This is a genomic window from Pristimantibacillus sp. PTI5 (assembly GCF_048572955.1).
Lineage (GTDB): Bacteria > Bacillota > Bacilli > Paenibacillales > Paenibacillaceae > Pristimantibacillus.
Genome location: NZ_CP183886.1, coordinates 1,332,218 through 1,357,548, shown reverse-complemented (window position 1 = coordinate 1,357,548; position 25,331 = coordinate 1,332,218). Strand labels below are relative to the sequence as shown.

At 50.3% G+C, this 25,331-nt stretch carries 22 protein-coding genes; 14 read left to right on the top strand and 8 right to left on the bottom strand.

Annotated features, from left to right (window positions below):
* Window positions 1-5 precede the first annotated feature (5 nt).
* From bioB to ACN6MW_RS06260, 5 genes are all read left to right on the top strand, one after another.
* Window positions 6-1,004 (top strand): biotin synthase BioB, encoded by a 999-nt coding sequence (gene bioB, locus ACN6MW_RS06280; RefSeq protein ID WP_419874684.1) that lies wholly within the window; start codon window positions 6-8, stop codon window positions 1,002-1,004.
* Window positions 1,005-1,017: 13 nt separating this feature from the next.
* Window positions 1,018-2,196, top strand: a complete 1,179-nt coding sequence (bioF, locus tag ACN6MW_RS06275; RefSeq protein ID WP_419874683.1) for an 8-amino-7-oxononanoate synthase — start codon at window positions 1,018-1,020, stop codon at window positions 2,194-2,196.
* Window positions 2,193-3,008 carry an alpha/beta hydrolase gene (locus ACN6MW_RS06270; protein WP_419874682.1) on the top strand — a complete coding sequence of 272 codons (816 nt, stop codon included), beginning with the start codon at window positions 2,193-2,195 and terminating at the stop codon, window positions 3,006-3,008. Before bioF ends, ACN6MW_RS06270 begins: the two co-directional genes overlap by 4 nt.
* Complete coding sequence (gene bioC, locus ACN6MW_RS06265; protein ID WP_419874681.1) at window positions 2,971-3,840, top strand: malonyl-ACP O-methyltransferase BioC; 870 nt, start codon at window positions 2,971-2,973, stop codon at window positions 3,838-3,840. Before ACN6MW_RS06270 ends, bioC begins: the two co-directional genes overlap by 38 nt.
* 114 nt (window positions 3,841-3,954) lie before the next feature.
* Window positions 3,955-4,404, top strand: coding sequence for a hypothetical protein (locus ACN6MW_RS06260; protein ID WP_419874680.1), 450 nt, complete (start codon window positions 3,955-3,957; stop codon window positions 4,402-4,404).
* Window positions 4,405-4,475: 71 nt separating this feature from the next.
* On the opposite strand, the gene ACN6MW_RS06255 is transcribed toward ACN6MW_RS06260, so the two are convergent.
* From ACN6MW_RS06255 to ACN6MW_RS06245, 3 genes are read right to left on the bottom strand one after another with little or no spacing between them, the layout of a single operon-like run.
* Window positions 4,476-5,651, bottom strand: a complete 1,176-nt coding sequence (locus tag ACN6MW_RS06255; RefSeq protein ID WP_419874679.1) for a glycosidase — start codon at window positions 5,649-5,651, stop codon at window positions 4,476-4,478.
* Between the two features lie 14 nt (window positions 5,652-5,665).
* On the bottom strand, window positions 5,666-6,877 hold the full coding sequence (locus ACN6MW_RS06250) for an AGE family epimerase/isomerase (RefSeq protein WP_419874678.1): 1,212 nt from the start codon (window positions 6,875-6,877) through the stop codon (window positions 5,666-5,668).
* Complete coding sequence (locus tag ACN6MW_RS06245; protein WP_419874677.1) at window positions 6,874-7,848, bottom strand: glycoside hydrolase family 113; 975 nt, start codon at window positions 7,846-7,848, stop codon at window positions 6,874-6,876. The genes ACN6MW_RS06250 and ACN6MW_RS06245 overlap by 4 nt, the downstream gene beginning before the upstream one ends.
* Before the next feature lie 316 nt (window positions 7,849-8,164).
* Here ACN6MW_RS06245 and ACN6MW_RS06240 point away from each other — a divergent pair, with 316 nt between their 5' ends.
* The 5 genes from ACN6MW_RS06240 (at window position 8,165) to ACN6MW_RS06220 (ending at window position 14,092) form a co-directional block, all read left to right on the top strand.
* The gene (locus ACN6MW_RS06240) at window positions 8,165-9,484 is read left to right on the top strand and encodes an ABC transporter substrate-binding protein (protein ID WP_419874676.1); all 1,320 of its coding nucleotides are present in this window, start codon (window positions 8,165-8,167) and stop codon (window positions 9,482-9,484) included.
* A 94-nt stretch (window positions 9,485-9,578) separates the two neighbouring features.
* Window positions 9,579-10,469: a carbohydrate ABC transporter permease gene (locus ACN6MW_RS06235; protein ID WP_419874675.1), complete on the top strand. Its 891-nt coding sequence runs from the start codon at window positions 9,579-9,581 to the stop codon at window positions 10,467-10,469.
* Between the two features lie 3 nt (window positions 10,470-10,472).
* On the top strand, window positions 10,473-11,303 hold the full coding sequence (locus ACN6MW_RS06230; RefSeq protein WP_364146291.1) for a carbohydrate ABC transporter permease: 831 nt from the start codon (window positions 10,473-10,475) through the stop codon (window positions 11,301-11,303).
* 80 nt (window positions 11,304-11,383) lie between these two features.
* Complete coding sequence (locus ACN6MW_RS06225) at window positions 11,384-12,145, top strand: helix-turn-helix domain-containing protein (protein ID WP_419874674.1); 762 nt, start codon at window positions 11,384-11,386, stop codon at window positions 12,143-12,145.
* A gap of 138 nt (window positions 12,146-12,283) precedes the next feature.
* Window positions 12,284-14,092: an ABC transporter ATP-binding protein gene (locus ACN6MW_RS06220; RefSeq protein ID WP_419874673.1), complete on the top strand. Its 1,809-nt coding sequence runs from the start codon at window positions 12,284-12,286 to the stop codon at window positions 14,090-14,092.
* Window positions 14,093-14,172: 80 nt separating this feature from the next.
* Here ACN6MW_RS06220 and ACN6MW_RS06215 read toward each other — a convergent pair whose 3' ends face one another.
* Window positions 14,173-15,012 (bottom strand): LysM peptidoglycan-binding domain-containing protein, encoded by an 840-nt coding sequence (locus ACN6MW_RS06215; protein WP_419874672.1) that lies wholly within the window; start codon window positions 15,010-15,012, stop codon window positions 14,173-14,175.
* A 234-nt stretch (window positions 15,013-15,246) separates the two neighbouring features.
* Between ACN6MW_RS06215 and ACN6MW_RS06210 the strand changes: the two genes are divergently transcribed.
* The gene (locus tag ACN6MW_RS06210; RefSeq protein WP_419874671.1) at window positions 15,247-18,354 is read left to right on the top strand and encodes a glycoside hydrolase family 2 TIM barrel-domain containing protein; all 3,108 of its coding nucleotides are present in this window, start codon (window positions 15,247-15,249) and stop codon (window positions 18,352-18,354) included.
* 51 nt (window positions 18,355-18,405) lie between these two features.
* On the opposite strand, the gene ACN6MW_RS06205 is transcribed toward ACN6MW_RS06210, so the two are convergent.
* The 4 genes from ACN6MW_RS06205 to ACN6MW_RS06190 all read right to left on the bottom strand — a co-directional run bounded on the left by ACN6MW_RS06205 (window position 18,406) and on the right by ACN6MW_RS06190 (window position 21,265).
* Window positions 18,406-19,095: an AIM24 family protein gene (locus ACN6MW_RS06205; RefSeq protein WP_419874670.1), complete on the bottom strand. Its 690-nt coding sequence runs from the start codon at window positions 19,093-19,095 to the stop codon at window positions 18,406-18,408.
* Complete coding sequence (locus ACN6MW_RS06200) at window positions 19,092-19,559, bottom strand: hypothetical protein (protein WP_419874669.1); 468 nt, start codon at window positions 19,557-19,559, stop codon at window positions 19,092-19,094. Before ACN6MW_RS06200 ends, ACN6MW_RS06205 begins: the two co-directional genes overlap by 4 nt.
* A 194-nt stretch (window positions 19,560-19,753) precedes the next feature.
* Complete coding sequence (locus ACN6MW_RS06195) at window positions 19,754-20,752, bottom strand: aldose 1-epimerase (RefSeq protein ID WP_419874668.1); 999 nt, start codon at window positions 20,750-20,752, stop codon at window positions 19,754-19,756.
* Between the two features lie 150 nt (window positions 20,753-20,902).
* Complete coding sequence (locus tag ACN6MW_RS06190) at window positions 20,903-21,265, bottom strand: hypothetical protein (protein WP_364146306.1); 363 nt, start codon at window positions 21,263-21,265, stop codon at window positions 20,903-20,905.
* A 166-nt stretch (window positions 21,266-21,431) separates the two neighbouring features.
* On the opposite strand from ACN6MW_RS06190, the gene ACN6MW_RS06185 reads away from it, so the two are divergent.
* From ACN6MW_RS06185 to ACN6MW_RS06175, 3 genes are all read left to right on the top strand, one after another.
* Window positions 21,432-22,529 (top strand): lactonase family protein, encoded by a 1,098-nt coding sequence (locus ACN6MW_RS06185; protein WP_419874667.1) that lies wholly within the window; start codon window positions 21,432-21,434, stop codon window positions 22,527-22,529.
* A 67-nt stretch (window positions 22,530-22,596) separates the two neighbouring features.
* Entirely contained in the window at window positions 22,597-23,826 is a 1,230-nt protein-coding gene (locus ACN6MW_RS06180) for an MFS transporter (protein WP_419874666.1), read from the top strand.
* A 143-nt stretch (window positions 23,827-23,969) separates the two neighbouring features.
* A complete protein-coding gene (locus ACN6MW_RS06175) occupies window positions 23,970-25,322 on the top strand; it encodes a DUF2087 domain-containing protein (protein ID WP_419874665.1) in 1,353 nt (450 codons plus the stop codon).
* Window positions 25,323-25,331: the final 9 nt, after the last annotated feature.

Genomic DNA, 25,331 nt, shown 5'->3' with positions numbered 1-25,331 from the left:
GGAAAATGGAAACAATGTCTGCGGATATGGAGTGGCAGTCGCTTGCCCAAAAAGCATTGAATGGAGAATGCCTAACGTTAGAGGAAGGGCTTGCCGTGCTCGACTCCGGTAACGATGAGATATTGCCGTTGATGCATGCCGCGTTTAAAGTTAGAAAACATTTTTACGGCAAAAAAGTAAAGCTGAACATGATCATCAATGCCAAAAGCGGCCTTTGTCCCGAAGACTGCGGATACTGCTCGCAATCCATTGTTTCGACGGCAGCGGTGAATAAGTACACCCTGCTTGATAAAGAAACGCTGCTGGACGGCGCCCGCGAAGCAATGGCACGGCAAGCCGGAACCTACTGCATCGTAGCGGCAGGGAAAGGCCCGACAGACAAAGAGCTGGAACAAGTAGTGGACGCGGTTAGAGAAATCCGTGAAACGATGCCTCTAAAAATTTGCGCATGCCTCGGCATTCTCAAAGATGGGCAAGCCGAACGGCTTGCTGAAGCAGGTGTGCATCGCTACAACCACAACTTGAACACCAGCAAAGCAAACTATCCATCGATCACGACGACCCACACCTATGACCAGCGTGTCGAAACCGTAGAAAAGGTAAAGGCCTACGGCATGTCCCCATGCTCCGGCGTCATTATCGGCATGGGCGAGACAAACCAAGAGATCGTGGAAATGGCTTATGCGCTTCGCGAGCTCGATGCAGATTCGATTCCGATCAATTTCCTGAACGCGATTCAGGGAACTCCTCTGGAAAATGCAGGCCGCACGCCTTCGATGAAAGCGCTGAAGGTGCTGGCTTTATTCCGATTCATCTGCCCGTCCAAGGAAATCCGCGTGGCGGGCGGCCGCGAGGTCAACCTTCGTACACTGCAGCCTTTGTCTCTGTATGCCGCGAATTCGCTATTTGTAGGTGATTATTTGACGACGGCAGGGCAAGAGGTTTCGGCTGACCATCATATGATTGAGGATTTGGGCTTTGAGATTGAATTAAACGCCCTTTAAGGCGGTGCCGACCATGAACTGGATAGAAAAAGAGCTTGAATTGTTGGATGATGCCTCTTTAGGGCGTTCCTTGCGCGAATGCAGTCCGGTCGCCGAATCTCCCGGTTATATGATGCGCGGAGATCGGAAGCTGCTCAATTTGTCTTCCAACGATTACCTTGGGCTATCGCAGCATCCAGCGATAATTGAAGCGATGCGCGAGGCGCTTCTCAGCGAAGGCGCCGGCTCCGGCGCTTCCCGCCTTGTAACAGGTAACCGGATGCCGTACAGCCATCTTGAAGAAGCGCTGGCCGAATGGCAAAACTGCGAGGCGGCGCTGGTTTTTGCGAATGGCTATATGGCTAACTCCGGCGTTATTGGCGCGTTAGTCAGCAGAGGAGACGTTGTTTTCAGCGATCGATTGAATCATGCGAGCATAACGGACGGCGTCGTGCTCAGCCGCGCGGAGCATGCCCGTTACCGTCACAACGATATGGAGCATTTGCGCGCGTTATTAAATAAGCACCGGGATAGACGGAGAAAACTCATCGTAACCGATGCCGTTTTCTCCATGGACGGCGACCAAGCGCCCTTGCGCGAGCTTGCCGCGCTCAAACGGGAGTTTGGAGCGATGCTGATGGTAGACGAGGCGCACAGCGGGGGGATTTACGGGAAACGCGGCGAGGGATTATGCCATGAGCTCGGACTGCAGGATGAAGTGGATATTCATATGGGGACGTTCAGCAAATCTTTCGGTGTTTACGGCGCTTATATATGCGGAAGCCGCATGCTCATTCGATGGCTGGTCAATAAAGCAAGGCCGCTCATTTATTCGACGGCGCTTCCACCTTCGAACACAGCAGGCGTTTTGAAGGCGTTGGCTTTGGTACAAGAAGAACATTGGCGGCGAGAAAGGCTTTTTGCGGCCAGCAGTTCCTTTCGATGCCTGCTTGAGGCTTCCGGTTTTAAAATCGGCTCCGGCGATTCTCCGATCATCCCTTTAATCGCCGGAGATAACGAAACGGCCCTCCGCTTTAGCGGCGCTCTTGGATCGGCAGGCATTGCTGCGGCAGCAATACGTCCGCCTACCGTCCCGGCAGGCACGGCGCGAATCCGCTTCTCCTTGTCAGCCGCCCATACGGATAAGGAATTAACCGATGCAGCTGCGCAAATTCGCATCATCGGACAGCAACTAGGCGTGCTGGGCCCATGATGGCCTCCAAAATAGTGAAGAAGCAGCAGGGAGCAGGGGCAAAGGGCACCATCTTGTGGCTGCCGGGATGGAGCATGCCGGATAGGGTATTCGATCGGCTGCGGGAGCAGCTGCCCGAGTTTCATCATATATCCGCAGATTATAGGGATGCCGACTCTCCTGAGAGAATGCTGCTCCTGTCGGAAACGGCGGCGGAAAGCAATCGATCTGCGGATGATTCAATTTGCGATAGTAATGGATTTCACGGTCCGCTGTTGATCGCCGGCTGGTCGCTCGGCGGTTTACTGGCACTGAAATTAGCAGCCAAAGGCTGCGCCGACGGTCTTGTATTATTTGCGGCAACCGCCCGGTTTACCCGGTCAAAGGACGAGGCGGACCGCGGCTGGCCGGATGCATACGTCAGGCAGATGATTAAAGGGCTTATGAACGACCGGCAGGTCGTCGAAACGAAATTTCGAAGGAATATGTTTACGGAAGCCGAATGGGATTCTGATCTCGGCGATAGCCTTCCTCATAACGGCAGCTGGACAACCCCGGCTTTAATGGCCGGACTTCAGCTTTTAAGAAACGAGGACTGTCTGCCTGAGCTGCCGGAAATCAAATGCCCGGTCCTTCTTGTCCATGGGACTGCGGATATGATATGTCCTTACGGCGTAGCGTCAGAGCTTGCCGCGTCATTGCCGCGAGCCGAGCTGGTCGCGGTACCTGGCAGCGGGCATGTGCCGTTTTTGGGAAGGGAAGCGGACATCGCTGATAAACTGAGGAGATGGTGGGATGAACATCAGAACAGCTGCTATTCAGCGTCAATTTAACCGCAGTTCGGCGGGCTCGTATGACGCTCATGCCCTTGTGCAGCGAAATATGGCAAACCGGCTCGCCGAATCTCTTCAGGAGGGGGAGTTTGGAGTCGGCAAAGACTGGTCCGACATTCTTGAAATCGGCTGCGGCACGGGCGCGTTGACTGAACGATTGGTGAATGATTGGTCCGCTGCCTCGATTACTGCACTCGATATTGCGCCCGCGATGATTAAGGCTGCTGAGCAGCGACTTCTAATGAATACGCCAAACCAATCCGGGAACAGCCAAGTAGCGCCGATTCGCGTAAGCTTTCTACAAGCGGATGTTGAAACTTGGGCGCCTGATGCACCGCGTGCCTCGTTTGACCTTATTGTCTCGAGCGCTTGTTTTCAGTGGCTGAGCGATCCGAAGCAAACCCTGGGCCATCTTCGGCGGATGCTGCGTGCCGGCGGCATGCTGGTGTTCGCGACATTCGGGCCCGATACGTTCCATGAGCTGCATACGTCATTTGATGACGCCTATCTAGCAACCGGAATGCAGCCGCAGCGGCACGGCCTGTCGTTCCGACCGGCAGAACAGTGGGACAGCCTGCTCCGGGAAACAGGCTTTTCGAATCTTCGTTATGAGCATTCGATCCAAACGGAGAAATATGATTCCGTAAGAGATTTTCTTTTTTCGGTCAAAGCGATGGGAGCGAGCGCTTCGGAAGCCGTCTCCAAGAGCGGACTCAATTCGCGGCGCCTGTTCGCCAACATGTATAAGGCGTACGAGGAGCAGTTTGGCTTGGATGGAGGCATTGCAGCCAGCTATGAGCTTTTGTTCATACACGCATTGGCGGACAAATAGAAGAGATTGGAGCTTTCGAAGCGCAGCTTGTGTAAAAGAAAGTAACTTTTCCCTGCTGCAAAACGTCTGAATATTCAAAGGTAAACAAATGAATGAATGTGGGGGCTTACGACGATGAAGCTGCACAAAAAATCCTGGTTACTGGCGAATATGATTTTGTTGCTGAGTACGTTTTTTGTTTGGAATGCAGCTCATGCCGACTGGGCAAGCCGTTTTGTCGTAAATGACGGGATGTCCTATACGGTATCGGATCAGACAGTAGAAATAGAGCATATCGGGGAAAGGATCGGCAAGGTGACCTCCTATTCGGATGAAGAAGGCACTTATTCAGGCAATTTCTCGAATGTTTATCCGAAGGGGACGGAGTACTACGCCATCAAAGGCGTTGAAGCCCATGTGGCGATAGCGGTTAAGGCAGCGGATGACTCCTTTATAAAAGCAAATTACGAGGGAAAGTATGCCGGCACCATTTTCGACTGGAAAAAAGCTTCGCTCTACGCTTTCGGATGTTTTTTTCTTGTCATGATTGTATTACTAATAAGAAATAATCTGAAAAAGCCCTAAATAAAGAAGAGGGAGTGCTTCCTATGCGCCGGTTAAGACGATAGGAAGCACTCCCTCTTTGAGTTAAAAAATTAAGATTGCAGCTGCAGGTTCCGATCAATCAAAGCGATGCGCTGTTCTACGCAGGCGTGAGAACGAAGCGGATCCTCCGGCGTGTTCATGCAGTAGTCAAGCAGTTGGTCCACGGTCGTTGCGGCAACATGGCAGCGCGTATCGGAGGAAGCGTAATAAATAAATACGTCGCCGTTATCCTGCGCGATGACGCCGTTGCAGAAGGCTACATTCGATACGTCGCCTACGCGTTCAATGCCTTCAGGCGCAAGCAAATGCCCGCCCGGACGGTGCGTAACCTTGTTTGGCTCATGTAAGTCGGATAGGAAGGCGTATAACACATAACGGAGGCCTGCAGCCGTGTTGCGAACGCCGTGAGCGATATGAATCCAGCCCTTGTCCGTCTTGATCGGAGCAGGGCCTTGGCCGTTCTTTACTTCTTTTATGGTGTGGTAGTGACGCTCGTCGATAATCATCTCGCGTTCCACAACCGCATTTTCAATCGTATCGGATAGTCCCCAGCCGATGCCGCCGCCTGAGCCGGTGTCGATAAATCCATCCTGCGGACGAGTGTAGAACGCATATTTGCCTTCCACGAATTCAGGATGAAGCACGACGTTACGCTGTTGGTTCGATGCGGTTTTCAGATCGGCAAGGCGCTCCCACTGCTTCAAATCCTTCGTCCTTACGATTCCGCATTGCGCGATTGCGCTCGAGAGATCTCCCTTCGGCGCGGAAGGATCTTTTCTCTCCGTGCAGAACAAGCCGTAAATCCATCCGTCTTCGTGTTGAACGAGACGCATATCATAAACGTTTACGTCAGGATCGCTTGTCTCCGGAAGCAGGATCGGATGATCCCAGAAGCGGAAGCCGTCAACGGGGCTGTCGCTTTCGGCAATCGCGAAAAAGGACTTGCGGTCATTGCCTTCGACGCGCGCAACGAGATGATATTTGCCGTTTAAGAAAATCGCCCCGGGATTGAAAACGCAGTGGATACCAAGGCGTTCCATGAAGAACGGATTTGTTTCGGGATTAAAATCATATTTCCAAACCAGCGGAGCATGCGCTGCCGTGAGAACAGGATGCACATAACGGTCAAATACGCCGTTGCCAAGCGCTTCCGGTTCATTTTTGCGTTGAACAAGCGCCTCGTAGCGCTCCGTCAGCAATTGCTTGCGTTCATTAAATTTACTCATTAGATAAACCTCCGTTAATGTGTGGTTGGTTGTCCGTTCAGCCGTTCGATCATTTCAAAGCAGGCGCGTCCATTGTGATATGGACATTTCCAAGGGCTGACCTTTTGAACGTTATCGCTTGGCGAACCGTCTCGATTTACGCTCCAATGCCATTCCCCATGCTCTTTGTCAACGATAAAGCGCTCGATGAAGGCCCATGACCGAACGGCAGCCTCGCGATATTTCTCTTCGCCGGTCATTTGGTAAGCATTATAGAAGCCAACGACCGCTTCGGCCTGCGGCCACCAATCTTTATGTGTATCAATCAAGCCCTCTGGCCCTGCTTCGTTTAAAAGGCCGCCATCCGCATCCACGCCTTCGTTAAGTACAGCTTCAGCCATTCGTATTGCAATTTCTTTAGCTTCGGCGAGCAGCTCCTCATCACCGAGCACCTCGGCAGCTTCGACTAACAGCCAGCTGCCTTCGATGTCATGGCCGTAGGAGATATGCTCGGATTTGTAGTTCCACTGCTCGTCGAAAAATAGAATGAATTGCGCTTTGTCCGGATGAATGATGTGCTTGATCGTAATCTTGATAAGCTCTTTCAGCTTTGAGCGCAGCTCATCCGATTTCCATGCCCGGTATAGGTTGGTATAAGCTTCCATGACATGAAGATGCGTATTCATGGATTTCTTTTCGTTTAAATCCTTCTCGCTTAGGCTGTTATCATCCGTCTCCTGCCACTCCCGCGTCAGCGCTTCGAAGTAGCCCTTGAATTGATTGTCGTAGCTGTAGCGCTCAAGCGTGTGAAACAGCTCGATCGCTTGCTTCAGCGCAGCCTCGCTGCCGGTTGCCCGGTAATATTCGGAGTAAGCGTAGATCGCGAAAGCTTGCCCGTATACTTGTTTTTTCGTTTCGGCAGGCTGGCCTGCCGCGTCAACCATCCAATACAATCCGCCGTATACCGGGTCTGCGAAATGCTCATTTACATAATCATAAGCACGGTCAGCGATTTTTAAATAGCTGTCATTTCCCGTGATCCGATAGGCGGAAGCGAAGGTCCACAAAATGCGCGTGTTGAGCACCAGGCTTTTGCCGGCCTCAGGATTTACCGTAAGATCCCGGGTAATGTACCCGTAGAAGCCTCCGTTTTTTTCGTCAACGGTATGCTTCATCCAGAAACCGAGAATGTTCGATTCCAGCTCCTGCTGGATGCTGGCTAACCACTGCTGGTTATTTTCGTTCATTTAATAGAACCTCCCACGGCTTTCTTAGAAATTTTCGAACCGTAATAGTCGCGGACAGTTTGCTCGGCTTGTTTGCCGTACATGCAATAATCATCGTTAACGGCTGCTTCGGTTTCTTCATATAGACATGCCGGCCAATCCCAGAGCATAAAGCCGCCGACCCAATCACGCTTATCAGAATGAGCAAACATCGTTTCGTAGAAAAGGCGCTGTACTTCTTCGCTCGGCGGTCCCGCAAGTCCCCAGTCATTAGGGATATGCTGCGAGCCTTCGCGGCTAGGGCAGCCTGCTTCCATGAAGAAAAAGGGTTTATCGAATTCGGCCACAACCTTCTCGATGCGGTCAAGCTGTTCTTCCCAAGCATCGATAGGGTAGTAGCCGCTGGAGGATATGACGTCAACGGCATCCCACCATTTGATTTGGCCTTCTTGGTATTTATCGCAGTTGTAGGTAACAATCCCGGAGTAAACCTTGCGTACCTCGGCAATCAACTGACGCCATTCGGTTTCACGGCGATCGGTTTGGACCATCTCGCAGCCGATGCAGAACATTTCACACCCGGTTTCTTCGGCCATTCGCGCATAATGCAAAATGAATGTTGTATAGGAAGCGAACCAATCGGACCATTTGGGCTCACAGGGAACATCAAGATCGAAGAAATTGATATGCGCGCGCCATGTCCCGTCCGCACAGTTGACGACCGGCTTTAAGCATACCTTTAGACCAAGTTCTTTGGCTTTGCGTATTGCGTTACGAACCTCTTCATCGGTAACCGTAGGCTCTTCACGGAACTTAATCTCCGTCGCATGCGCGTGATCCTGAAGCGCACCCAGCGTAATAGCTGTCCAGTTTACGTTTAAGCGCTCGGCCATGAGCTCCATGGAACGTTCTGCTGGTGCGCCGGACCAGGTGCCGCGAATGCCAGTCCAGCCCCATGTCATACCGCCAATATAGGCTGCTTTACTCGTCATTTGAGTCGCCTCACTTTTATTTGGTAGTTTTGTTATTGATAATAAAACTTTTTGTTATATAACAAGTAAACATGATTCGCAAAAGGTTTGCAATACCTTTCTTTGTAAGCCGATGATTTCATAATTCCGCTTCATTTAATAACAGTAAAAAGCGCTGAAGTAAACGGGAAATCTAGATAAATAGCTGAAGACAGCGTTTTCACGCAATGTCAGTTTAAGACTATAAATAATATTTTAAACCATTTTAGAACCGCTTTTTATAAGTTATTATCGTAATGTAAGCGGAATCAATACGAACTGAGGGGGATTTAAAAAAATGAAAAAAGTCATTTCGTTAGCACTTGTTTCTGTAGTTATGCTAACATCATTGGCGGCATGTGGTGGGAATAACACGAATTCGAACGGGAATACGGCTACTAACAAGCCGAGCACGAACGACACGGCTACAAATAAGCCGGAAAACGGCGGTACCGAGGAAGCTTCGAAAATTACGGGCGACGTTGTTTTCTTGACAAACCGTACAGACATGATCGATAAGCAGTACGTGGATTACGAAAAACGCTTCGAAGAAAAATATCCGGGCGTCGATCTTAAATTCGAAGCCATTACCGATTACGACAAAACATTGAAGATCCGCATCGCTTCCGGCGATTTCCCTGATGTTGTGTTTGTTCCGACGATTCCAAACGCAGAGCTGGCCAATTATTTTGCTCCGCTTGACGATATCGCGTTTTCCGGTGACATCCACTTCAAAGATTTGAAAGCAAACGAAGGCAAAATGTACGGTATATCCTCCGGCGGTTCTACCGTAGGTATCGTCTACAATAAAAAAGCTTTCGAAAAAGCAGGCATTACGGCTCTTCCGAAAACCTACGACGAGTTCCTGGCCGTATCGCAAAAGCTGAAAGACGCAGGCATCGTGCCGCTGGCTTCCAACTTCAAAGACAAATGGCCGCTTGATACTTGGGTTTACGATATTCCGACGCTTATCGGCTCTGCTTCCGATCACCAAAACAAACGCGCCGAAAGCGACACGCCTTACACGCTTGACAATGCATACGGCAAATCATGGAGCATCCTGCGTGAGCTGTATACGAAAGGCTTCCTTGAAACAGACGTAAACTCGACAAATTGGGAGCAATCGAAAAAAGACATCGCATCCGGTAAGTTCGGTATGTATTTGCTGGGCAACTGGGTTATCAACCAAGTAATCGAAAATGGCGCCGCTGCAGAAGATGTTGGCTTCTTCCCATTCCCATCCGACAACTCCGGCGAAGCAAAAGCGCCGCTTAACCCGGATTTCTTCTACGCAGTCAACAAAGGCGGCAATGTAGAAGCAGGTAAAGCTTTCGTTCAATGGATGATCGAAGAATCGGGTTATGACGATTTCGCAGGCTTCATCCCGACCTTGAAGGCTAAAGAATCGAAGCTTCCGCAGCTTGCTGAATTTAACACCTTCGCGCCAAAATTTTTCGAGCCGGCGGCTCCTGTAGACGCTGCTACGGAAATTCAAAACAAAGCGCAGCTTGACCAAGCAGCGACTGTTCAAGAATTCGTATTGGCTAAAGATCCGCAAAAGGTGCTAGATAAAGTGAACACTGCTTGGGCGAAAGCGAAAAAAGATCTAGGTCTGTAAGAACAAGGATTGCATGCAGGAAGGATGATCCGCTAAGCGGGTATCCTTCCTGCGCATTCCGATTAGAAAGACGCAGGGAGGATGGGATTGTTCCATGTTTAGCAGATTGCCTTTCAAAACACAAAAGAACTTTGTAATCTTTGGATTTGTCGCATTGCCGCTGCTGCTGCTGTTGACATTCGCCTATTATCCGGCACTTGAACTCATTCATTTAAGCTTTACAAGCTGGGACGGATTAAGCCCTGATAAACCTTGGATTGGATGGTCGAACTATAAAGAGGTATTTGCAAATCCTGCAATCTTCGGTGTTTTCAAACATAACTTTGCCTATTTCGCCGTAGGAATCGTACAAAATATCGCCGCGATCTATTTCGCCGTGGTGCTGAACAGCAAGCTAAAAGGAAAAAACTTTTTCAGGCTGCTGCTGTTTTTACCGTACATCCTAAACGGCGTTGCTGTAGCATACTTATTCGGTTACGTATTTGATACGACGAACGGATCTTTGAACTACCTGCTCGGACAGCTCGGCTTTGATGCCTTGTCGAAAACAAGCTGGCTCGGAAACGGATCGTTCGTCAACTACACGCTTGCTTCCATTGGTTTCTGGCGTTTCATGGGCTTTAACATGGTTATTTACCTAGCTGCGCTTCAATCCATCCCGAACGATATCTATGAAGCGGCTTCGATCGACGGAGCAAACGGCTGGCAAAAGTTTATTAGCATCACGCTTCCCAACATCTACAAAATTATCGAGCTCAATTTGTTCCTTACGGTTACGGGTGCGTTGGAGGTATTCGATCTGCCTTATATCTTGACCAAGGGCGGACCGGCGGGATCGAGTGAAACCTTCGTTATGAAAATCGTCGAGACGGCCTTCCAATTTAACAATTATGGCCTAGCATCCGCGATGAGCGTCGTCTTGCTGCTCTTCGTTGTCATTGTATTATCGATTCAGCGCTTTTTATTGAAAGGAAAGGGGGAATAATCGATGAATAAATCCAATAAGCTTTGGGACACAGTCAAGTATATCAGCCTCGTATTGGCGGCATTTGCGATTTTATTCCCGCCTTATATCATCGTCGTCAACGCGTTTAAGACGAAGGATGAATTCCATGATAAATCGACCATTGCGATGCCGGACAGCTTCCTGTATTTGAAAAACTTCGCGCAAGCCTTCAAGCAAGCGGATATGCTTCATGCATTTGGAAACACATTATTTATTATTGCGGTAACGCTAATTTTAAATATCTTGATCGGTTCAGCGTTTTGTTACGCCGTAGGGCGCTTCAATTTTAAATTTAAGGGACCGATTGTCGGTTTGTTCTTGTTTGCTACGATTATTCCAGCTATTACAACGCAGGTCGTCAACTACAAGACGATTCAAATGCTTGGACTTACGAATAATCTAATGGGTCCCGTTCTTATCTATGTGGGCGCGGATATCCTGCAAATCTACATTTACCTGCAATTCATCCGGAACATTCCGAACGAGCTGGACGAAAGCGCAATGCTGGAGGGAGCTTCATTAATCCGGATTTTCCGCTCGATCATCTTCCCATTGCTTGCTCCGGCAACGGCGACCATCGTTATTTTGAAAACGATCAGCATCTATAATGATATGTTCATCCCGCTGCTTTATTTGCCCAGGGCCGAGCATGTCGTCGTCTCCACGTCGCTCATGCGCTTCTTTGGGGTTAACAGCGGAGACTGGCAAATGATCTCGTCTGCGATTCTCATTATTATGATTCCGACGGCGATCATGTATATCTTCTTGCAAAAGTATATATTCGCGGGCGTAACAAGCGGTGCGGTTAAATAACCGTCCGCTTTTTTTTCCGTTGCAGAGGAACCGATTTTAGCGCAAACTGTAAGAGGCACGCGCAAAAGGGGCGATCAGGAATGAACATTATCATCGCGGACGATGAGGAATTTATACGGTTAGGCCTTGAAAAAATTTTAACGAAAATGGACTTGGACATTACGGTCATCGGCTCGTACAGCAACGGAATGGACGCTTGGACGCATATTTCGAAGCTTGGCGAGGGTGAGCTGGATGTGCTGATTACCGATATAAAAATGCCGATGATGGATGGCTTGAAGCTGATTGAACATCTGCGCGGCAAGGCCATTGCGACAATCGTGCTCAGCGGTTTTAGCGAATTTGAATATGCCCGCAAGGCGCTGCGTTACGGCGTGCGGGATTATTTGCTCAAGCCGGTCGATAAAGCGAATTTATATGACCTTTTGATCAAGATTAAGCAAGAGCGCGAGGAAAACAGGCTGGCAGGGGAAACGAACGAACCTCTTCTGCAGCAGGAGCCGATTTCAAAAGAAAAAGAGCATCATGTCATCGAACAGATGAAATCCATCCTAGAGCAGGAATACGGCAAAAACTTCGAAATGGAGCGCATGGCTGAGACCGTCGGCATGAGCGCCAATTATTTAAGCCGTCTATTCAAGCAGGAGACAGGCATGACCCTGACGGATTATTTAATCGATATTCGAATCGAGAAAGCGAAGCAGTTTCTGACTGACCATCCGAATTTGAAAAACTATGAAATATCGCAGCTGGTCGGTTATAGCGATCCGGTCTATTTCAACAAGCTGTTCAAGAAGATGACGGGAGAAACGCCGAAGGATTATAAAGGGAAGCACCGTTAGCCGTTTAGCCAAAATGAATAGAAGAAGCGCAAGATCCTATATTTACAGCTGCACAATATGAGCGTAATATTGTGCCGTAGCGCTTTGAATAAACACGCGTTTATAAGCGAGTTGAGCTGCAGAGGGATGGAGAGGGCAATGTCAGAGAGCGCAGAAAAGGCAAGGCTTGGCGCGGCTGCAAGAGGCCTCGCCAGCACATTTGAAAATGCATCCTTAAAGGAGGACGCGAGTCCGTTACGATTCTTGTTATCGCTGTACAAAGGGAATTTCGCCAACCTGTTGGTTTCCTTATTGTTTTTATTGATTAAGAGCGCGCCTGTCTACGTGCTGCCGATCGTAACCGCGAATATCATTAACATCGCTACGAATCCGGCAAAGTATCCGATCAGCGGCATCTGGATTAATTTCTTCATTATTTTGATTGTCATTTTGCAAAACATACCGACGCATGCCGCTTACATATCCTTTCTAAGCCGCGCGGTCAGATTCGTTGAAGCGGGGCTGCGAAGCGCATTGGTGCGGAAGCTGCAGCAGTTGTCCATCAACCAGCACCGCGAGCTGCCGGCGGGCAAGCTGCAGTCGAAGGTGCTTCGCGACGTAGAAGCGGTCGAGATGATGTCGAAGCAGTTTATGATCGCACTCGCGCCTGCCGTCGTGAACATCATTGTATCGTTCGTGATTACGCTGAACAGCAGCTGGATCGTATCGTTGTTTTTCGTATTGACGATCCCTATGTCGATTACGATCGTGACCATTTTCCGCCGCAAAATCAGAAAGTCGAACAAGGAATTCCGCAAGGAGATCGAACAAATGTCCTCGCGCGTCTCGGAAATGGTGGAGATGATTCCGATCACTCGTGCGCACGGTCTGGAGAAGGTAGAGATTGCCCGCATCGATTCAACGCTGCGTAACATACAGGGCAAAGGATACCGCCTTGATCTGGTTGAAGCCTATTTTGGCTCGACGAACTGGGTTACCTTTCAGATTTTTCAAGTGCTTTGCCTGATCTTTACGGCTTATCTTGCTTACCAAGGCGAGATCCAGGTAGGCGATGTGGTCATGTATCAGGGCTTCTTCTCCATGATTTTGGCTTCGGTTACAGGACTTATTAATATTTACCCGCAAATCGCCAAGGGCTTGGAATCCATTCATTCCATAAAGGAAATATTGGTATCGACGGATATTGAAAACAACAGCGGCAAAAGAAAGCTGGCCGGCGTGCGCGGGGAATTTTCGTTTCAAGGCGTTGAGCTTTCGTACCCGGGGAGCGAGCATCATGTGCTCGAGGACGTTACGCTAGATGTGGAGGCAGGCGAATGCATCGCCTTTGTCGGCGCATCGGGCGCGGGCAAGTCTACGGTGCTCAACCTCGTGATCGGCTTTCTTCAGCCCACGGGCGGGAAGGTGCTGATGGACGGCATCGACCTGGCGGATATCGATCTTCGCAGCTATCGCAAGCATTTGGCTGTCGTGCCGCAGACGAATATTTTATTTTCGGGAACGATTCGGGACAATATCACGTATGGACTGCGCGATATCAGCGATGCGCAGGTCAAACGCGTCGTGGAGATGGCTAACCTGTCGGAGTTTATCGGGCAGCTTCCTGACGGTTTGGATACGATGGTTGGGGAGCATGGCGGCAAGCTTTCCGGCGGACAGCGGCAGCGTATCGCCATCGCGAGAGCGCTCGTGCGTGAGCCGAGCATTATTATTTTGGATGAGGCGACCTCGGCTCTCGATAATGAATCGGAATTCCATGTCCAGAAGGCGATGCAGGAGCTTATTAAGGGCCGCACGACCTTTATCGTTGCCCACCGCTTATCGACGATTCGCGATGCTGACCGCATCGTAGTCATGAAGCACGGCCGCATTGCCGAGGTGGGCACCTTCGACGAGCTGATGGCAAGCAAGGGCGAGTTTTATAACCTGAAGCAGCTGCAGCTGTAAAAGGGCATATCGAAGATGAAAAAAGGTTGATCAGGACATAGAGCCCGATCAACCTTTTTCGCTTACAAGTGCAATGTGGCTTACAACGACCACCATTTGAGATACAGATAAGGATCAACCGCATGATAGCCCGACGATTTTTTGTAGATGCCGAAGTGGAGGTGAGTGACGAATTTACCTTCCGTTCCTTCGGGGCCGTAGCCGGTGCTGCCCACATAGCCGATCAATTGACCGGCAGCAACCTTGGCGCCATCCTTAATACCGGCGGCATATTTGGATAAATGCGCGTAATAAAAATCAGTGCTGTCGTCGACGCGAACTGTAATCCGCCAGCCGCCGTATTCATTCCAGCCTGCTTTGACTACCGTGCCGGCCAACGCGCTGTATACAGGGGTGCCTTTGGGCGCGAAAATATCCACGCCTTCATGCGCGCGTACCGCAGGGCCGTCAGCCGACCAGGAACGGGCTTCCGCATAGCTGTTCGAGAAAGGCGTGTATTTCCCTTTTGCGACAGGAAATACGCCGTTTAAATATTGGTTAGGCGCTTTGGGGATGCGAACGCTAAGGCCTCCCCAAATGTTGTTCGGGTTGGTCAGCTGGGGATTAGCCGCGATCAGCTTCGAAAGCGGAACATTGTAGCGCTGCGCGATTTTCCACATCGTATCCCCCGTGAGAACGCTTGCAGATTTGAATTCCGGCGGATCGGGAACATGCAGCTTCTGTCCTATAATAAGCGAATCCGAGGTGAGACCGTTTAGCTGCTTCAATTGAGCGGCGGTCGTGCTGTACTTCGTTCCGATTATCCATAGGGTATCATTTTTCTGTACCGTGTAAGAGGCGGCGGAACCTGTGAATGGAAGGGCGGTTAAGAGGGCTAACATAGCGGTGCTGCAAACGAGCTGTTTCATTCTGTTATTCATGCTGTCTCGTCCTCTCTATGTAGAAGATATGGCCTGCTCTTCCATTTTAATAGAGAAAGCGCTTTATATTTAGCGGTAAATATTGGGCACATGCGGCTGCGCATGGGACCAAAGTCGGCGAAAATATTTTCATATTTTTATAGGTAATATTAAAATTCTTTTATTAAACCTGCAATCGGAATGAACTATAATGTGAATATCATTTAATAAAATAGTAACGAGGTGCTTACATTTATGCGAAAAAAGCTCATCTATACGCCGCCGGCTAACGGTTATCCGGAGTGGAACAACAATCCCGAAATCTATCGTATCAACCGCATGGACGCGCATGCTTCGTTAATGCCTTTTGATACAGTGGAGGAAGCCTGGGAAGGAAGCCATCACAAATCTACCAACTATCTTACGTTAAACGGCCAGTGGAAATTCGCGTTTGCGGCCAATGCGGAAGCCCGAATCGCCAACTTCTATGAAGCAGACTATGACCACAGCGAGTGGGACAGCATTGCGGTGCCTGCCCACTGGCAGCTGCAGGGCTATGATTATCCGCAGTATACGAATATCAAATACCCATGGGATGGCAATGAGGATATTAAAGCGCCGTTTGCCCCTACGGCGTACAATCCGGTCGGCTCGTATGCGCGGACCTTTACGGTGCCGGCAGGTTGGAGCGGCAAGCCCGTGTTTATCAGCTTCCAAGGCGTCGAGTCGGCATTTTATGTGTGGCTGAACGGCGAGCTTGTCGGATTTAGCCAAGATACGTTTACGCCATCTGAATTCGATTTAACCCCATATCTCGTTCCAGGCGAGAACAAGCTAGCCGTAGAGGTCTACCGCTGGAGCGATGCAAGCTGGCTGGAGGATCAGGATTTTTGGCGGATGAGCGGAATTTTCCGCGATGTGTATTTGTACACGACGCCTGAAGCGCATATTTACGATTATTTTGTGAAAACAGAGCTGGATGAGCAGTTCAAAGATGCGGAGTTCATCGTTGATGCGAAGCTTCTCAACTATTTTGTTAAGCCGCTCGGGGCAATTACGGTCGAGGCTGCGCTGTACGATGCGAAGCGGGTTCCCGTATTTGAAGCGCCATTATCGATCCGGACGGAGATCGAGGGAGAAGAGCTTGCTGCCGTGCAGCTGCGCGCAGCGGTAATAAACCCGCTGAAATGGAGCGCGGAGCAGCCCCATTTGTATACGCTTATCCTCAGCTTGAAGTCGGAGGACGGAACGCTGCTCGAGGCGATCAGCTGCAAGGTTGGCTTCCGTAAGTTCGAAATCAAGGATGGGCTCATGCAAATCAATGGACGGAGCATCATGTTCAAAGGGGTTAACCGTCACGAATTCTCTTGCGATACCGGCCGGGCGATCAATGAAGCGGATATGCGCAAGGATATATTGCTGATGAAGCAGCATAACATCAATGCCGTTCGGACCTCGCATTATCCGAACGATTCGCTCTGGTATAAGCTGTGCGACGAATACGGCTTATATGTTATCGATGAGACGAATCTGGAGACGCATGGCGCATGGTCCTATGGCCAGCAGGAGCCGGGCACGACTGTTCCGGGAAACTTGCCCGAATGGACAGGTGCGGTGCTGGACCGCTGCAATTCAATGTTCCAGCGCGACAAGAACCATGCGTCGATCGTCATTTGGTCGCTCGGCAACGAATCGTTTGGCGGCGACAATTTTATCAAAATGCATGATTTCCTGCGTGACGCGGATCCTTCGCGCGTCGTTCACTATGAGGGGGTTTTCCATTATCGCGCCTCGGAAGCGGCTTCGGACATCGAAAGCCATATGTATACGAGCCCGCAAGGCGTCGAACATTACGCTCAAAACAATCCGAAGAAGCCGTTTATATTATGCGAATACAGCCATGCCATGGGCAACTCCTGCGGCGGCTTGCATGTGTATTGGGAGATCTTCGAGAAGTATCCCGTTTTGCAGGGCGGCTTCATTTGGGATTGGATTGACCAAGCGATTCGCGTGACCGATGAGAACGGCATTTCGAAAATGCTGTACGGCGGCGACTTTGGCGAGTCGCCGCATGACGGAAATTTTTGCGGGAACGGCCTTATTTTCGCAGACCGGACCATATCGCCAAAGCTCCAAGAAGTGAAGAAGGTATACCAGAACGCGAAGTTCGAAGCGGTTGATTTGAAGCGCGGCGAAGTGAAGGTGACAAACCGCCATTTATTCAGTACGCTCGATCAGTTTACGTTTGCTTGGCAGGTAGCGGTAAACGGCGAAGTTGTGGAATCGGGCAGCTTAGAAGCAGCGACACAGCCGGAAGCCGAAGAAACGCTGGCCATTCCTTATGAACTGCCGCTGCTAGCGCGTGCCGAAGATGAAGCCGTGCTTACGGTTCAGCTTCTATTGAAGGAGCAGACGCTTTGGGCGGAGGCAGGTCATGAGATCGCATTTGAGCAATTTGTGCTGCCTGCCCCGGTTAAGCTATTCGTCGGTTCCGGAGTATTTAAGCCGGCGATCCAAACGGAGCAAACGGCTGAAACGCTGCTCGCTCGCGGCGAGAGCTTTACCGCTTCGTTCGATCTGACGAACGGAAGCCTAGCATCCTACAAATGGAAGGGCTCCGAGCGGCTGTCCAAAGGCTTAACGCCGAACTTCTGGCGCGCTTATACGGATAACGACCGCGGCAATAAACAGCATGAACGTTGTGCTACTTGGCGCGAAGCAGGAGCAGAGCGGAGCCTGCGCGCGATCACATGGGAGGCCCAGGAAAGCAGTTTGACCGTACGCGTGCAGTACAGCCTGCCTACGACATCCGTTTCCCTGCTTTCGTTGATTTACACGTTAAGCGGCGAAGGAGAGGTTAGCGTGTATGAAGAGCTGCAGCCGGGAGAAGGATTGCCGGAAATTCCTGAGGTGGGCATGCTGTTCCATATGCCTGCTGCTTATGATCAAGTCAGCTGGTACGGCAAAGGGCCGGACGAGACCTACTGGGACCGTCAGACCGGCGGCAAGCTCGGGCTTTACGGCGGCAAGGTCCGCGATCAGCTCGTGCCTTATATCAGGCCGCAGGAATGCGGGAACAAAATGGATGTGCGCCATGCAGCCGTAACGAACGCGCAAGGCGAAGGGCTTGTGCTGAAGGGCGCACCGCATTTTGAGCTGAACGTACTGCCTTACACGCCTTCCGAGCTGGAAGCGCATGACCATATCCACCTGCTTCCGGACAGCGATAAAACGGTTGTCCGTGTCAATCATAAGCAAACGGGCGTTGGCGGGCATGACAGCTGGGGACAGCGGCCGGAGAAGGAATATATCCTATATGCGAACCAAGTCTATACGCATCGGTTTTCGCTGCAGGGCATTTAAATAAAAAAAGAGGCTGGTCATCCGTCTGCTGACGGAGGGCCGGCCTCTCTTTTATTTGATATAGATTCCGCCAAAGGGCAGCACCTCTCGAAGAATACGTTTGATAAAGCCGCCGTTCTGGAGCTGCTCCTCAAGCTCGGCATCGCGTGATCCGGTTTGGATAAGCACAGGACCCGTACCGCGTATTTCCCACTGGACATTCATGTGCTGGCTGGCAAGCTTATTGCCATAAACCGAAAGCTGGATAGAGGCATGCTCCGGGTAAGCGACCAGCGCGCCTGTCTCTACATATAGCGGGCGATCCGGCTGAAGCTGAATCGATTTCACGTCACCCGCCGTAATAATGCCCAGCCTGCCGGGACCGGAGAACCGCATACGGACAAATTCTTTCGTTATCCAAGCGTTTTTGAGCTTTTGTACAACGGATTTGAGCTTCATGCCTTCCGAGAAAAAGATGACGTGACGGAAGTCGAACAGCAAATCGCTGTTCTCATCGATTAGAACCGTTTCAAGCGAGCAGCCTGCCGGCAAACCGATGATGAATTCGGACGGACCCGAGAGCATGGAGCGAATCCATCTTTTTTTGCGGTACATGCCGGCGAGGTCCATAAAGCGGTCCTCGCGATTTTGCGGATCGCCTTGATAGGCGATAATGGATTTGGGGTGCAGCACATGGAGCTTGTCCGAAGCTTCAAGCCGGACATGAACATGACCCGTTTGGGCAGGAAGGGTAATATTCATCCGCTGATTCCTTTACCGCCGGCGCTCCGCTGCTTACGCCATACCATATATCGCCATACGCGTATAGATACGATATAAGCAATCAAAACGACAGCGATAACAATAACCGTGTTGATGAGCTTGCTGATCAAGGACTGGCGGTCATGCTTCATCCGGTCCATTTCGGCTTGCAATTCGGCGTTCTGCGCAATAAGCTGTTCGTTTTGTGCAAGAAGCTCTTGCTGCCTGAGGGCATACTCCTCTGCTGCTTTGGCCGACTCCTCAAGCTTCTGCTGCTGCGCGGAAAGCTCTTCCTTCGCTTCGAGATACTGCTGCTCCAGCTCGCTAATCTTTTCCGGGGTATCGTAAATGGCTTTGATTCGATCGAAGAAGCCCGCATGTGCGGCAGGCTGCGGTATAGCTATTAGAATAAAGGATAAGAAACATACAATGGCGAGAACTTTCCGAACGGGCTGTCGCATCATAGTCCTCCTTGAAATTTCGACATAATGGGAGCTGATGCTTATATTTTACAGCCTTTCTCGACAATAGTCACTCTCGTCCGGCTAAAGCGCGTTTCGGGGAGATTCATATGCAGATTTATAAGCGAAAACCTATAAATTCGTATCCATCGAAAAAAGGATAGCAGCCAGGTTGGCTGCTATCCTTGGGATAAGTCCTATTTTCTAACGTACAGGCGGCTTGTTTCTTCCCAAATTCCGCCCGGCTCAAGCGAGACAAGCCCGATTTGCTCGGCAGGAAGGTTAACGTTCGGCGCGTTAACGAGATTAAGCTGCGGTTCTGGGCAGAAGAAGCCTGGCGTCGCATTGTTGTTCCAGATCATCCACTGCTTGTAGGCCGTTCCGATATCGTAGACAAGCGTCACGCCATTTCGCGTATCGGTCAGCTCCATGGCGTTGCGGCCGTTTTGCGGTTCGGTTGTGTAATGGTTATCCATCGACGCCCAGAAAGGCGAGATTCCGGTTGTTTTCATAGCTTCCTCTTCCGCGATAAGCGGCTGGTAGCTGCCTGTCGGAAGCATCCGCTCGTTCAGCTCCCAGCGTTTGCCGGTAGTGAGGGTGAAGCGGTAATCATCCGACGTGCTGTTCGGAGCGAACGGGGCATTGATTGCCGTGTGGAAAGCGATCAGGCAAGGCATGGCTTCCGTTCCTTCATTATGTACCGATACATGCTGCAGCAATCCTGTATCATTTAACGCGTAACGCAGCTTCAAGGTGAAGCGGTGAGGCAAATACGTGTAGATCGGGTGAGTCTCATCGATTGAAATTTTGAGCGACACGTAGCTTTCGGTTTTGTTCGTGCCAAAATCCTCTACGCTCCATGCAGCCGTATGGAAAAATCCGTGCAAATGATTGCCGGTTTTGGCTTCGTTAACGGGAAAGTTATAAGTTCTGCCGTTCCAAGTGAAGGTACCGTCCTCATAACGGTTGGGAGGGAACAACACCGGAATGCCGTGAATGCCCGGATTCGCTCTAAAGCCGTCCATTTCCTCAAGCGATGGCTCGCGCAGGAACGTATAGTTATTTACTTTATCGCGGAATGCGATGAGGTTGGCTCCGACTGCCGGCAATACTGCCGCTTCATAAGGTCCCCATTGCAGCCATACGGCTTGTTCGTCATGAAATAATTGTTCGAATGCTTGTCCTTGCGTAGACATGAAAATCCTCCTAAAAAGTATTTGGAATAAAGCTTAACACGTCAAAGCATGAGCTGGAAAAATCATATTCAACCTAAGAATAGCAGGACAGAGCCAAACAAACAACCGCCCTAATCCGCATATAGCGAATTAGGGCGGTTGTTCATGCGGTTATTGCGTGATGCGCAAGTCTTTGCTCGATGCGCGCTGCGAGAACAGCTGTTGAATGACATATTGCTTGCGGCGATTGACCGAAACCTGTTTGGATTCGGAAATATCGGAGCCGAAGAAAATGGTGCCGCCTTCGATCGTCTTGATTTTTCCGATATTAATGTAGCAATTGGAGCTGATCGGATAGAAGCTGCTTTCATTCGTTAGCTGTGCAATCTGTTCGGCAGTCATTCTCTTTTTTATATTATAGTTTCTGCCATGGAAGCTTACGAGACCCTGCATACCGAGCTTAAAGTAAAGCACATCCGATTCCAGCTCAAAATCCTCATACACGTTCCGTTCGCTCAGTACTACATTCATCATCTCAATTTCCCCCTTTAGAAATGTGAACCACTGAATTGTTAGCGCTTACATTGTAACATGTTACAATAGTATTTGTGAAGTCTTTTATAAAAAAAAGACATTGTTTGCTAAGGCGGCTTATGCTATGGTCACTGTAATGCCAAAAAGCCAGAAAGGTTGGGTAGCTATGAGCAATCAAAATGGACAACCGACATCGGGTAAAATCCTCTACATCGGGTCATATGGAGCGGCGGAAGATGCGACCGTGCATGTTTGCGCGTTTGATGGGAGCACGGGTGAGCTCGCTGTTATTCAACGTGTAAGCGGTCTGGAAAATGCTTCATATTTAGCGCTTCATCCAGATGGAAAACGTTTGTATGCAGCCAGCGAAACGGAAGCGACAGGAGACGCGAGCGGGGGCTCGGTCGCGGTATTTGAGATCGACGGGGTAACGGGAATGCTGACGGGCCCAAGCAGCCGGGCGCTTACGCACGGCGCACATCCTTGCTATATCAGCACGGATAAGACGGGTAAGGTGCTGCTTGCCGCTAATTATACGGGCGGCAACGTTGCTTTGCTTCCTATTACAGCAGAAGGCCAACTAACCGAGGCCGCAGCGGTGGAGCAGCATGCCGGCGAGCTGGGTCCGAATGCCGCAAGGCAAGATGCTCCGCATGCACACTGTATCGTACCGCTCGGAGATTCGCCTTACGTATGCGCCGCCGATTTGGGAATCGATGCTATCGTCATCTATCGTTTCGATGAAGAGAAACATTCGCTTACTCCGCACGGGATCAGCAAGGTCCATCGCGGCGCCGGTCCTCGCCATTTAATCTTCCATCCGGCTCTTCCTGTCGGTTACGTCATGAATGAACTGGATTCCACGGTCACGGTGCTGAAGGTGGATGCCGAGAAGGGCGTATTAACGGCGGGGCAAACCATTTCGGCTCTACCAGCAGGCTATAGCGGCTATAATGATGCGGCTGACATTCATTTAGACACGTCCGGACGTTATCTATACAGCTCTAACCGCGGGCATAACAGCATTGCCGTATTTGCGGTAGATCAAGCGACCGGCGGGCTAACGCTTATCCAGTCTGTTGATTGCGGAGGCGACTCTCCGCGTAATTTTGCCGTCTCGCCTGATGGCGGCCATTTGCTGGCGGCGCATCAGAAAACAGGAAACATCGTGGTCTTTACGATCGATGCGGAGAGCGGGCTCTTAGAGAAAACCGCTTCATCGCTTGAATTGCCGAGTCCGGTTTGCATAAAATTCGCCAAATAATAATGGCCAACATGATCCGAACAAGGAGATGAAGGCTTTTCGTTAAGAAAGGCAGGTCCTGTATATTATGTCTGCACCGCTTACAACAAGCGTCATCAACAAAGAAGCGATTAAATCAGCTACCGTTTATTCCATATTAATATGCATCAGCTCCGTTCATCTCATGAATGATATGATGCAGTCGGTCGTATCGGCATTATTCCCTGTTTTAGAGCAGTCGTTGCGGCTGAGCTTGGCTCAAATCGGCTGGATTGCTTTTACGCTCAATATGACCTCCTCGGTCATGCAGCCTGTGGTTGGCTTAATATCGGATAAAAGACCTGCGCCGTGGATGCTTCCGGTCGGCATGTTTTCGAGCATGATCGGGATGGCAGGCTTAGCCTTTGCCCCGAATTTTTATTTGGTGCTGCTTGCGGTTGTGTTTGTGGGACTTGGCTCAGCGGTATTCCATCCGGAGGGCTCGCGCGTCGTGCATTTGGCCGCCGGCCCCCGCCGAGCGTTCTCCCAATCGATTTATCAGGTCGGCGGCAATTTCGGTCAAATGCTCGGGCCTCTAATGACGATGCTGATCTTTTTGCCGTTTGGCCAAAAGGGCGCGATATGGGGTACCTTGCTCGCTGCCGCAGCCATCATAATATTGATAAAAGTCGTACCTTGGTATAAAACGCATCTGGCGTTGCAGGACGGCAAAAGGCAGCAGCGAAAAGCCGCTGGCAGCATGAAGGCTGCCCTATCGCCTAAGGTCGTCGGATTCGCGCTTGCGATTTTGTTCGCTATCGTATTCGCACGCTCCTGGTATGCTGCAGCTATCGGCAATTTCTATCAGTTTTATGTGGTGGAGACGTACAGCCTGTCCATCAAGCAGGCGCAAATCCCGCTGTTTTTGTTTATGGCTGCCGGCGTAGCCGGTACGTTTCTGGGAGGGATACTCGCGGATCGGATCGGACGGAAGAAAATGATGCTCTTATCTATTCTTGGAGCCGCGCCTTTTGCGCTCGCGCTCCCGCATTTGCCGCTTCCTATGGTTTATCCGTTAATCGTACTGCTGGGCTTTATCCTGCAATCCGGCTTTTCGGTTAGCGTCGTATATGCGCAGGAGCTCATGCCCGGCAAGGTAGGCACGGCTTCGGGCCTTATTACCGGACTTGCATTTGGAATGGGCGGCCTCGGCGCAGTCGTGCTTGGCTATTTGGCGGACAGCCGGTCGCTTAGCTTTGTGATGGTAGCATGCAGCGTTCTGCCGCTGATTGGCTTGCTCGCTTTTATGCTTCCGAAGGATAGAAGAGAAGCTGCATAAAAGGAATGACATGAAAGGACAACCGTTTTAAGGAGCTATCCTTAGGGCGGTTGTTCTTTTTTTATTTGGGAGGTTGATAAAAACCAAACATAATTATATAATGTTTATAAAATAAGCAAACAAAATAAAGAGGTGTTTGATAAATGGAGAGTGAAGAAAGATTTTGGTCATCGTCGGTCGAAGAGCTGAAGCAGGGTTATGTATATGAAAATACAGAAGGCTGTTATTATTGTTTGATCTGCGGGGAGCGCTTTGAGGATGGGGAGATTTTTCGCCATGAGCAATCCGGGCGGTGGTTCGAGGCCCGTAAATACGCAGCCCATCATATCCAGCAGGAGCATGGCTCCATGCTCGATTATTTGCTGGAGCTCGATAAGAGGCAGACAGGACTGACTGATCTGCAAAAAGAGCTGATCCGCGGATTTGCCGATCAATTGTCCGATCAAGAAATGATGACCCGAACAGGCGTGGGCAGCGCCTCGACCATACGAAACCACCGTTTCGTGCTAAAAGAGAAGGCGAAGCAGGCGAAGCTGCAGCTCGCAATTATGGAGATGATGGAGCTGGGGTCGGCTGCGGCACCGCGTTTTGTACCTGTGCATCGCACTGCTACGCAGATAGATGAGCGTTACGCGATAACGGAGGACGAATACGCGTCGCTGTTGAAGCAATATTTTCCGAATGGACCTGAAGGGCCGCTAGCCTCATTTCCCCGTAAAGAAAAGCGTAAAATTGCCATACTTCGGCATATTTCTTCTTATTTTAAAAGCGGAACGCGTTATACGGAGAAGGAAGTGAACGAGCAGTTAAGCCGTTTCTGGGAACAGGATTACGTGACTTTGCGGCGATATTTGATCGAATACGGGTATTTGGATCGTACGGACGATGGCCGTGCGTATTGGGTAAAGGGCACGAGCATCGGGGAAAGGCATCATGAGGCAGAAGCTTCAAAGGAGCATAGCGAATCTTCGAAGGCGGGCAGCAAAGGAAAAAAAGGAAAGTCAGGGAAGGCGAAGCCGAAGGAGATTTTACGAGAGCAAGCCGACGAACGAAAGGAGGAGCAGAATGTGGATAAGGAAAAGCGCAAGCAGCTGACGGCTGAATACCAGGAACGCGAACGGATGATGGGCGTTTTTCAGATTAAAAATAATGCCAATGGCAAAGTTTATATTGGAGGCTCGACTAATCTAGACGCGCTATGGGGAAAAGAGCAGTTTATTCTGAATATTGACGGGCATGCGAACAAAGAACTGCAGAAGGAATGGAAGCAATTCGGCAGTGAAAATTTTTCGTTTCTCGTTCTCGAGACCGTTAAATTGGATCAAAAGATTCGTTATGATTATAAAGACGTTTTAGATCCTGAAGGCCGGCAGCCCGTTGATATGGTACGCCAATACAACCGGGAAGTCGCTGAATTAAAGGAGCAGTGGGTAGAGAAGCTAAGGCCTTATGGCGAGAAGGGTTACCATGGCGCAGGTGAGAACGCAAAGGATTAAAGATTACGG